The organism is Flavobacterium sp. RHBU_24, assembly GCF_046613695.1.
Taxonomy (GTDB): Bacteria; Bacteroidota; Bacteroidia; order Flavobacteriales; family Flavobacteriaceae; genus Flavobacterium.
In genome coordinates, this window is sequence record NZ_JBKJHD010000076.1 from 1 (window position 1) to 221 (window position 221).

Annotated in this window: 1 protein-coding gene; it reads right to left on the reverse strand. The window is 56.6% G+C overall.

The features are described 5' to 3' along the window. On the reverse strand, window positions 1-221 hold a 221-nt coding region (locus tag ACLI09_RS18135; protein ID WP_411421051.1), incomplete at both ends, for a hypothetical protein.

Below are 221 nucleotides of genomic sequence, written 5' to 3' on the forward strand. Positions count from 1 at the left end.
AGGCCTGCGCACCCGGTGTGGCACGGCGCATGCTGTTGGTAAAGCTTATTGTAGTGGCCGAAGGCTGTGCCTGTACGATAAAACCCTGTGCGGGTGCTATCAGCCAGTTGTCACTGTCGCCCTGGTAGTAGCCGGAAAGCTCTGCATCCAGCGTGCCGTTGCCGTTGGTATTGCTTGGCGGGGTTACCAAGCCACTAAGGTTTAACGTAAGGTATGAGGTC